The sequence below is a fragment of the Amycolatopsis sp. NPDC051071 genome, assembly GCF_040682875.1.
In the GTDB taxonomy this organism is placed as follows: Bacteria; Actinomycetota; Actinomycetes; order Mycobacteriales; family Pseudonocardiaceae; genus Amycolatopsis.
In genome coordinates this window covers 1-8,666 of sequence record NZ_JBFBBY010000252.1, presented here as the reverse complement: position 1 = coordinate 8,666, position 8,666 = coordinate 1, and the positions used below count along the sequence as shown (strand labels likewise).

6 protein-coding genes are annotated in these 8,666 nt (G+C 69.2%); 4 read left to right on the top strand and 2 right to left on the bottom strand.

The genetic code is table 11. The annotated features are described in order from the left end of the window. The first annotated feature begins 461 nt into the window (after positions 1 to 461). From AB0M65_RS39040 to AB0M65_RS39030, 3 genes are read left to right on the top strand one after another with little or no spacing between them, the layout of a single operon-like run. Positions 462 to 827 carry a type II toxin-antitoxin system RelE/ParE family toxin gene (locus AB0M65_RS39040; RefSeq protein WP_364040049.1) on the top strand — a complete coding sequence of 122 codons (366 nt, stop codon included), beginning with the start codon at positions 462 to 464 and terminating at the stop codon, positions 825 to 827. Between the two features lies 1 nt (position 828). Further along, positions 829 to 1,167 (top strand): XRE family transcriptional regulator, encoded by a 339-nt coding sequence (locus AB0M65_RS39035; protein ID WP_364040046.1) that lies wholly within the window; start codon positions 829 to 831, stop codon positions 1,165 to 1,167. A gap of 60 nt (positions 1,168 to 1,227) precedes the next feature. Next, positions 1,228 to 3,018: an Hsp70 family protein gene (locus AB0M65_RS39030; protein ID WP_364040043.1), complete on the top strand. Its 1,791-nt coding sequence runs from the start codon at positions 1,228 to 1,230 to the stop codon at positions 3,016 to 3,018. A 98-nt stretch (positions 3,019 to 3,116) separates the two neighbouring features. Here the strand turns inward: AB0M65_RS39030 and pcp are convergent, their stop codons facing one another. Then, positions 3,117 to 3,752, bottom strand: a complete 636-nt coding sequence (gene pcp / locus AB0M65_RS39025; protein ID WP_364040040.1) for a pyroglutamyl-peptidase I — start codon at positions 3,750 to 3,752, stop codon at positions 3,117 to 3,119. A gap of 27 nt (positions 3,753 to 3,779) precedes the next feature. Beyond that, on the bottom strand, positions 3,780 to 5,195 hold the full coding sequence (locus tag AB0M65_RS39020; RefSeq protein WP_364040037.1) for a M1 family metallopeptidase: 1,416 nt from the start codon (positions 5,193 to 5,195) through the stop codon (positions 3,780 to 3,782). A gap of 150 nt (positions 5,196 to 5,345) precedes the next feature. Between AB0M65_RS39020 and AB0M65_RS39015 the strand changes: the two genes are divergently transcribed. Continuing rightward, the gene (locus tag AB0M65_RS39015) at positions 5,346 to 8,531 is read left to right on the top strand and encodes a BTAD domain-containing putative transcriptional regulator (RefSeq protein ID WP_364040034.1); all 3,186 of its coding nucleotides are present in this window, start codon (positions 5,346 to 5,348) and stop codon (positions 8,529 to 8,531) included. Positions 8,532 to 8,666: the final 135 nt, after the last annotated feature.

Sequence of the window (8,666 nt, the reverse complement as noted above, 5' to 3'; positions counted from 1 at the left end):
GCGTGGGTCCGTGGCTCACTTCACGGGCTCATGTGAGATGCTGATCGTCTCAAAGGGGCCCTTCAAGACATGCTCGTGACCAAGGGGGCGGCCAGGTATGGGGTCGTGAGTGGCAAGTGACGTTCTAACGCGACTTACCACTCGCGACCCCCTGGACCCGCTCGGTACCGGCGCCGCCCCTGTCCGCCTCAAGTACATGAAGGCCCCCTTGCTTGCGCCTAGGTACAGGAAGGGGGCCTTCACGTACTTGAGGCGAGGTGGCGTGGTCTCCGGACCGCGGCCCCCACACGTCCCCTTGCCTACCCTCGAAAACCCGAATCGCCACTTGCGACCAGGCCGACCGGCCACCTTGTTTGCGCCCGCGGAATCACCCCTTGGTGTCCATCGGCGAAAGCCGCACCTTCGTGGGAACCTTGGCCCTCGCGCCCCAATCGATATAAGGTCTACATTATGGCCGCCTGATGAGGTGGGAGATCGAGCTTCACGATGAAGTGGATCGCTGGTTCGAGGCGCTATGCCGGGAAGACCCGGTTTCGGCGGATCGGGTCGAGGAAGCGATCGACATGCTGGCTGGTGAAGGACCGCAGTTGGGACGGCCGCTGGTCGACCGGATCAGTGGCTCGTGCCGGCACAACTTGAAGGAGTTGCGCCCGGCGTCGGCGGGGCGTACCGAGATCAGGATCCTGTTCGTCTTCGATCCGGTGCGGAGAGCCGTGCTTCTAGTGGCAGGGGACAAAGCGGGAAACTGGAACCGGTGGTACGACATCAACATCCCGATCGCGGAGGAGCGATACCGGCGGCACTTGGACGCGATGGAGGAAGGCTGAAATGAGTCGATCCTGGAAAGAGGTCAAGGCCGACAAGCTCGCTGTCGATCGCCAGTCCGGGCGTGACATCGACGCCGCGCGGGTCGAGGCACGGGAGGCCACGCAGGCCTACATTCTGGGCTTCAGGTTGTCGCGACTGCGGGAGGACCTCGGGCTGAGCCAGACCGAGGTCGCCAAACGTATGGGAGTGAGCCAGCCGCGAATCAGCCAGCTCGAACAGGGTGATCCGAACCAGATGGAACTGGACACCCTTCGGAGGTACATCGTCGCCTTGGGTGGCCGTATGCGGGTGGTCGCCGATTTCGACGACCACGACGTCACCATTTCCACCGCCGTCTGACCGCTCCCGCTCGCCCGATCTTCGCGTGAGACGATGCCACCGGGTCCGGGAGGGGGTCAGGTGGACGTTCTGGCGATCGATTTCGGTACCTCCAGCACGGTCGGGGTGCTCTCGATCCACGGCAGGGGGACGCAGGTCGTCGAGATCGACGGGTCGGTGACGATGTCGTCCGCGATCTACGTCGACAAGGACGGCACGGTCTTCGTCGGCCGCGACGCCGAGCGCCGCGCTCGCCTGGATCCGAGCCGGTTCGAAGCGAACCCCAAGCGGCGTATCGACGAGGGCGCGCTTCAGCTCGGTGATGTCACCCTCCCGATCGCCGACGCCTTCGCCGCCGTCCTGCGTCGTGTCGGCGAGGAGGCCGAGCTGCTTTTGCAGCGGCCCCCAGCCCAGGTGCGCATCTCCCATCCGGCGGGCTGGGGCCCGGATCGCAAGCAGATCCTCCGCGACGCCGCGCTCAAGGCAGGCTTCGGCACGACGCTGCTCATTCCCGAGCCGGTCGCGGCCGCCGCGCATTACGCCTCCCTCGACAACGGTCAGCGGCGGCAGGGGCCCATCGCGGTGTACGACCTCGGGGCCGGCACCTTCGACTGCGCGGTCGTCGGCGTCAGCGACCAGGGGTTCGCGGTGCTCGCCGAGGACGGCCTGCCCGACCTCGGCAGCCTCGACATCGACCAGGCGCTGCTGGTGCATATCGGCCGCGAGGTCTCGCATTCCGATCCGGCGGTGTGGCAGCGGGTGTTGCGCCCGCAGTCGGTCGGGGACCGCCGCACGCGCCGGTCGTTGCTGCAGGACGTCCGTGATGCCAAGGAAAGCCTGTCGCGGCACCAGCAGACCGAGATCCCGATGCCGGAGCCGTTCGGGGACGTGCGGGTCACGCGGACAGAGCTCGAAGCACTCGTCCGCCCGAGTTTCCTGCGCAGTGCCGAACTTCTCGCCACCACCATCAGCCGGGCGGGGCTCGCTCCCGGCCACCTCGGCGGCGTTTATCTCGTCGGCGGGCCGAGCCGGATGCCGTTGCTGGCGAGTCTGCTGGCAAACCAGCTCAGGATCACGCCGACCACGCAGGACCAGCCGGAGACGGCGGTCGCGTTCGGGCTGCACCATGTGCCGGCGGGTGGCGAGGACTCCCAGCTGACCGTGCCCGCCTTCGCGCCGGTCGCACCCCCCGTGCAGCAACAACCCGTCCAGCAGCCACCCCGGCAACAGCCGCCGCGAAGGCCGCAACCGCCGCGCTGGACACCGCCAGCACCGCCGCCCCCGCCGGGCCGGAACTGGCGGAAACCCACGACGTACGGCGTCATCGTGCTCGCCATCGCCGCGATCATCACGACGGTGGCCCTGCTGATGAGCGGCGGCGAGGACGAACCCGTCGCGGCCCCGAAGACGGCCGAGCCGGTCAAGCCCGTGAGCTGCGATCAGCCGGGGCCGAAGGACGAGCACGGGTTCACGGACTGCCTCCGCCGGATCGCCACCGTCATCCCGCGACGGGCCGAGTGCCGGGACGCGCCGGACGCGGCCACCGCGATGGGTGCGGCGTCGGCGGTCACGTGCGTGTTCAAGAACGACGAGGCCTCGAACGCGATCAACTACTACCAGGGCGTCGCGATGACCGGCCTGGAGGACGACGCCCGGCGGCAGATGACCAAGGGCAAGGCCGCGGAGGGCACTTGGGCGGCCGATGGACTGCGTGGGCGTTACTTGGCGGGCGTCGGCAAGCGAAGCGGCATCGTGCTCTTCGGGACCGAAGACGCGCCCCTGAGCGCGATGCTCGTCTCGACCCGAAGTGACGGGACCGCGCGGACGACCCAGGAGATGGTCGACTTCTTCACCGCCCAGCTCAAACCGTGATCGGCGGCGCCCCGGGTTTCGCAGTCCCCGAGACGCCCAACCGGCTGCGGCTGCCCGTCCCGCGATCTCCGTCGACTACCGGCAGAACTTGCACTGAGTCAGTGCAGTGTGCCCGCCGGAGTCGACACGTCTTCGGTCACCGAAAGCGCGGTGTCGACGATGATCTCCAGCGCCTCCGCCGCGCGATGCACCGCGAGACTCGGCGCCGTCGTCCGCGCGGCCTGCTGCGGCGTGTAGGGAACATGCACGAAACCACCGCGTATGCCGGGGAAGTCGTTGTCCAGCAAATGCATCAGCCCGTAGAAGACCTGATTGCACACGTACGTCCCCGCCGTATGCGAGACCGACGCCGGAAGGCCCGCGTCCTTGACCCCGGCGACGCACGCCTTCACCGGCAGCGTCGTGAAGTACGCGTTCGGCCCGCCGGGGATCACCGGGACGTCCACGGGCTGCGAGCCCGCGTTGTCCGGGATCCGCGCGTCGATCAGGTTGATCGCGACCCGCTCCGGGGTGACGTCGGGGCGGCCGCCCGCCTGTCCGACGCAGATCACCAGTTCCGGGCGATACTCGTCGATCGCGTCGCGCAAGGTGACCAGCGAGCGCGAGAACACGCACGGCAGCTCGACGGCCACGGCGTCGTGCCGCCGGCCGGTGAGCAGGGAAACCGCCTGCCACGACGGGTTCACCCGCTCACCGCCGAACGGTTCGAAGCCGGTGAGGAGCACTGACGTCATGCCTCTCACCCTAACGTGTGACCGACGTCAGGCGGCCGGCTTGAGGTCTCCCGGGTAGAGGAACTCGGGTGCCGGCTTGGTGTTGCCGTAGAACCACGCGTCGAAGAAGCCCTGCAGGTTCTTGCGCGCGATCCGCTCGGCGAACCGCTGGAACTCCGGCAGGCTCGCGTTGCCGTCGCGGTGCAGTGCGGGCCAGGTCCGCAGGATGCGGTCGAACGGTGCCGCGCCGATGTAGTTCTTCAGCGCGTGCAGTGCCACCGGGCCCTTCGAGTACACGTAGGTGAACTCGTTGCCGGGCCCCATGTCGTACAGCTTCCCGGCCCAGAAGCGGTCCGTCGCCTTCTGCACCGCGGTCAGGTACCGCGCCTTGAGGTCTTGCCCGGATTTCGCCTCGGACCACATCCACTCCGCGTAGGAGGCGAAGCATTCGTTGAGGCAGACGTCCTTCCACTTGTCGACGGCGACCGAGTCACCCCACCACTGGTGGGCGTTCTCGTGCACGATCGTCGGGACGTTGCCCGCCGCACCCGAGTAGATCGGCCTGCTCAGCGTCTCCAGCGAGAACCCGATCGGCTCGGCGAGGAAGATGCCGCCCGCCGCGTCCACCGGGTAACGCCCGAACTTCGACGCCAGGAAGTCGATGATCTCCGGCAGCCGCGCTTCGGCCTGTTTGGTCGCGGCGGGGGTGCCGGGGGCGTAGGCGTTGACGACCGGGGTGCCGTCGGACAGGTTCGTCCGCTCGAACTCCCATTTGTCGATCGCGACCGTCGTCATGTACGGCACGGCCGGGGTCTCTTCGGCCCAGACGTAAGTGGTGTTCTTGTCCTTCTTGACCTGCCCGCGCTCCTGACCGTTGGAGATGACACCCCATTCCGAGGGCACGGTGACCGCGAGGTGGAAGGTCGCCTTGTCACGCGGGGTGTCGTTGACCGGGTACCAGGTCGTCGCGGACTTCGGCTCGCCCGCGACGAACGCGCCGCCGGATTTGGCGTACTGCCAGCCGTTCTCGCCCAGCGACGGATCGTTGATCGGCTGCGGGACACCGTGGTAGGCGACCTCGGCGGTGAACCGCTCGCGGTTGCGCAGCGGCCGGGACGGCGTGACCACCAGTTCGTGGTCGCCGGTGCGCGTGAAGGCCGCCTTCCGGCCGTTGACCTTGATCGAATCGACGGTCAGCCCGGTCAGGTCGAGATTGAACGAACTCAGCGCCTGCGTCGTCCGGCCGGTGATCGTCTGCAGGCCGGTGAGCTGCTTGGTGGCCGGTTCGTAGCCGATCTTCAGGTTGTAGTCGCCGACGTCGTATCCGCCGTTGCCGTCCTGCGGGTAGTAGCTGTCGCCCGCGCCGTCGGCGCCGGGTTTGCCGGTGTCGGCGGCGGCGACCCCGCCCCCGAGGACACTCGCGGCCAGAACGGCGGCGATGACGGCCGCACTCCGGTACCTCATTCACGCTCCCAGTCGATCGGCTGTTGCTTGGCCCCGAACGTAGCCCCGCGACCTCCGCCGACCGCCCGGAAAGCTCCTCGGTGCCCGGATAATCCCCACTTCCGTCGCCTGGCCGGGCTAACCGATCGCGGGTTCTGGAAAGCTGGGGTCGTGCGTGTGACGCTGCTGGGCCCGGTCGGAGCGGAAGCCGGTGACGGCACCCCGGTCGACATCGGCGGTGCCCGCCTTCGCATGCTCTTGGCCAGGCTCGCCCTGGACCCCGGCCGCCCGGTCCCGGCGGCGGCGCTGATCGACGGGCTCTGGGGCGCGGAACCACCCGCGGATGCCTCGAACGCACTGCAATCGCTGGTCTCGCGGCTGCGCAAGGTCCTGCGTGCCGGAGACGTCTCGCTCGACTCCGGGCCGGGTGGTTACCGGCTGGACGTCGAGCGCGAGGACGTCGACGTCTTCCGCTTCGAGCGGCTGGCCGCGGAAGGGCGTGCCGAGCTGGCCGCGGGCCGGGATTCCGGTGCGGCCGCGATTCTCGCCGACGCGCTGGGCCTGTGGCGCGGCGAAGCGCTGTCAGACGTCCTCGAAGCCCCCTTCGCGCAGGCACCGGCGACCCGGCTGGAGGATCTGCGCCTCGACGTCGCCGAAGACCGCTTCGAGGCGGAGATCCGGCTTGGCGGATACGACCGGGTCCTGGCGGACCTCAAGGAGGCGGCCGCCCGGAACCCGCTGCGGGAACGCCTGGCCGGGCTGTGGATCCGGGCGTTGTGCGGGGCGGACCGGCAGTCCGACGCCCTCGCCGTCTACGAGGAGGTCCGCGCGGCGCTGGCCGATCAGCTGGGGGCCGACCCGTCGGCCGAACTCAAGGACCTCCACCTCGCCGCGTTACGTGGCGAACTCGGCCCGCCACCCGCGGCCGCCGATCACCTCCCGGTGCGGCTGACCAGCTTCGTCGGCCGGGACGACGAGCTGAAACTGGTCGCCGAGCTGCTCGCGGGTGCGCGGCTGGTGACGCTGGTCGGGCCGGGTGGCGCCGGGAAGACGCGGCTGGCCACCGAGGTCGCGACGCGGCATCCGGCGCACGCACGCGGGCGGGTCTGGTTCGTGCCGCTCGCCGGCGTCCGCGATCCGGACGACCTGCCCGGCGCGGTCTTCGCGGCGCTGGAACTGTGGGACCTCGGCCTTTCCCACGCCGGTGACCCGATGCGGCGCCAGATGGACGCGCTGGCCAGGGTCGTGGAGACGCTCGGCGCCGGTGAATCGGTGCTGGTGCTGGACAACTGTGAGCACGTCGTCGACGCGGCGGCCGAGCTGGCGAACACCTTGCTCCGGCGGGTGCCGACGTTGCGGCTGCTGGCGACCAGCCGTGAGGCACTCGCCATCGACGGCGAGACGTTGTGCCCGCTCGGCCCGCTCGCGGTCCCCGAAGGCACGCCGACGGTGCCGCAGGCGGCCGAAGCGGGCGCGATCCGGCTGTTCGTCGACAGAGCCTTGGCCGTACGCCCGGATTTCGCCCTCGACGAGTCCACAGTGGACGACGTCGCGCAGATCTGCCGACGGCTGGACGGGATGCCGCTCGCGCTGGAACTGGCCGCGGCGCGGCTGCGGTCGATGACCGTCGCGCAGATCTCGCAGCGCCTCGACGACCGGTTCCGGCTGCTCACCTCGGGCAGCCGGACGGCGTTGCCGAGGCAGCGCACGCTGCGTGCCGTCGTCGAGTGGAGCTGGGATCTGCTCGACGACGCCGAACGCGTCCTCGCCAGGCGGCTTTCGGTGTTCGGCGCGGGTGCCGAGGTCGAAGCGGTCGAAGGCGTCTGCGCCGGTGACGGCCTGGCGGCCGAAGACATCCTCTACGTTCTCGGCTCGCTCGTAGAGAAGTCCATTGTGGACGCGATGGCCGGGGATCAGGGCGAGCCCCGCTACCGCATGCTGGAGACCATCCGGGCGTACGCGGCGGAACGCCTCGACGAGGCGGACGAGCGTGAGTGGCTGACGAAGTCGTACCACCGCTACTACGCCGATCTCGTCGAACGGATGGAACCGTCGCTGCGGAGGGCGGATCAACTCGCCGTCATCTCGCGGTACAACTCCGAGCAGGGCAACATCGTGACCGCCTTGCGTCAGGCGATCGACGCCGATGACGTGGAAATGGCCGTGCGCCTGTTCAGTGGCACATTCTGGTACTGGATGGTCAAGGGGGACAGCGACCGGGCCGAGTCGTACGTCGTCGAGATGCTCGCCTTCGGCGACCGGCTGGACGAGCAGTTCGTCGCCGCGTTCGGGGCGATCCGCGCGATGATGGCGATGGTGCCCGGCGTGGGGAGTCCCGGCGAAGGGCGCGCGCTCGTCGACCAATGCGTGCGGACGAAGGCGTACGAGCGGTTCGCCGGGCTGGCCATCGGCCTGCCGATGCTCTCGTTCTTCTGCAAGGACAAGAACCTCGCCCTCCGCGAGGTGGAACGTGCGTTGTCGAGCCCGGACCCGTGGGCCCGTGCCGCGGGATCGTGGGCGCAGAGCTTCGTCCTGACCGACGACGGGGACACCGAAGGCGCCGAACGGGCGCGGGACCGGGCCTACGAAGGGTTCTCGGCGGTGGGCGACCGCTGGGGCACCGCGATGGCGCTGGGCATGAAGGCGAGCGACATCTCGATGTCGGGCGACCACGAGACCGCGTTGTCGCTGTACCGGCAGGGCCTCGCCCTCGCACTCGAACTGGGTTCCCAGGACGACGTGATCCAGCAGCGCTGGCGGATGGCGACCGAGTACGCGAGGGCGGGCGACCTCGACACGGCGATGCGTGAGCTGCGGGAGGCCGAGCGATACGCGGCCGACACCGGCAACGATCAGCTCGCGGTGATGGTGCTGGTCGGCAAGGCCGATCTGCTCAGCAGAGCGGGCCGCGTGGAAGAGGCACGCGCGGTCGCCGTCAGCTTCCGCGAGGCGATGAGCAAGGTGCCGCTGCCGGGCATGTTCGCCGAAGAGTTCGGCGGCCTCATCGACACTGAGGTGGCGCTGGCCGCCGGAGACCTGGACGCGGCCGAAAGCGGTGCCGCCGTCGTCCTGCGGTCCACCGTCGGCCGGGGCGACATGCCCGACGCCGGCCGGATTGTCGAGGTACTGGCCTTGATCCGGTTCCGGCAGGGGCGGCCAGAGGTCGCCGCGCGGCTGCTCGGCGCGTCGAAGCTGCTCCGCGGCAGGCTGGACCTCGGGGAACCTTCGGTCCGGCAGCTGATCGACGAGCTGCGCGAGCAGTTCGGTGAGGAGCGCTACGAAGCGCTGTTCGTCCAGGACGGGGAGCTGCCCCGGGCCGAGTTGCTCGACTGGTTGAGTGCTGAAGTGAGCGTGTGACCGGAGACGGGTCGGTCGGGTTTGCTCGCCTGAAGTACATGAAGGCCCCCTTCCTTGCGCCTAGCGCAAGGAAGGGGGCCTTCGTGTACTGGGGAAGGTGTGAAGGTCGAGTTTCCTCGGCTCAGCCGAAGAAAC

What these genes read in the sequence shown, in the direction of transcription:
- AB0M65_RS39040 (WP_364040049.1), top strand. Translation starts at nt 462, where the DNA reads ATGAGGTGGGAGATCGAGCTTCACGATGAAGTGGATCGCTGGTTCGAG.
- AB0M65_RS39035 (WP_364040046.1), top strand. Translation starts at nt 829, where the DNA reads ATGAGTCGATCCTGGAAAGAGGTCAAGGCCGACAAGCTCGCTGTCGAT.
- pcp (WP_364040040.1), bottom strand. Translation starts at nt 3,752, where the DNA reads ATGACGTCAGTGCTCCTCACCGGCTTCGAACCGTTCGGCGGTGAGCGG.
- AB0M65_RS39020 (WP_364040037.1), bottom strand. Translation starts at nt 5,195, where the DNA reads ATGAGGTACCGGAGTGCGGCCGTCATCGCCGCCGTTCTGGCCGCGAGT.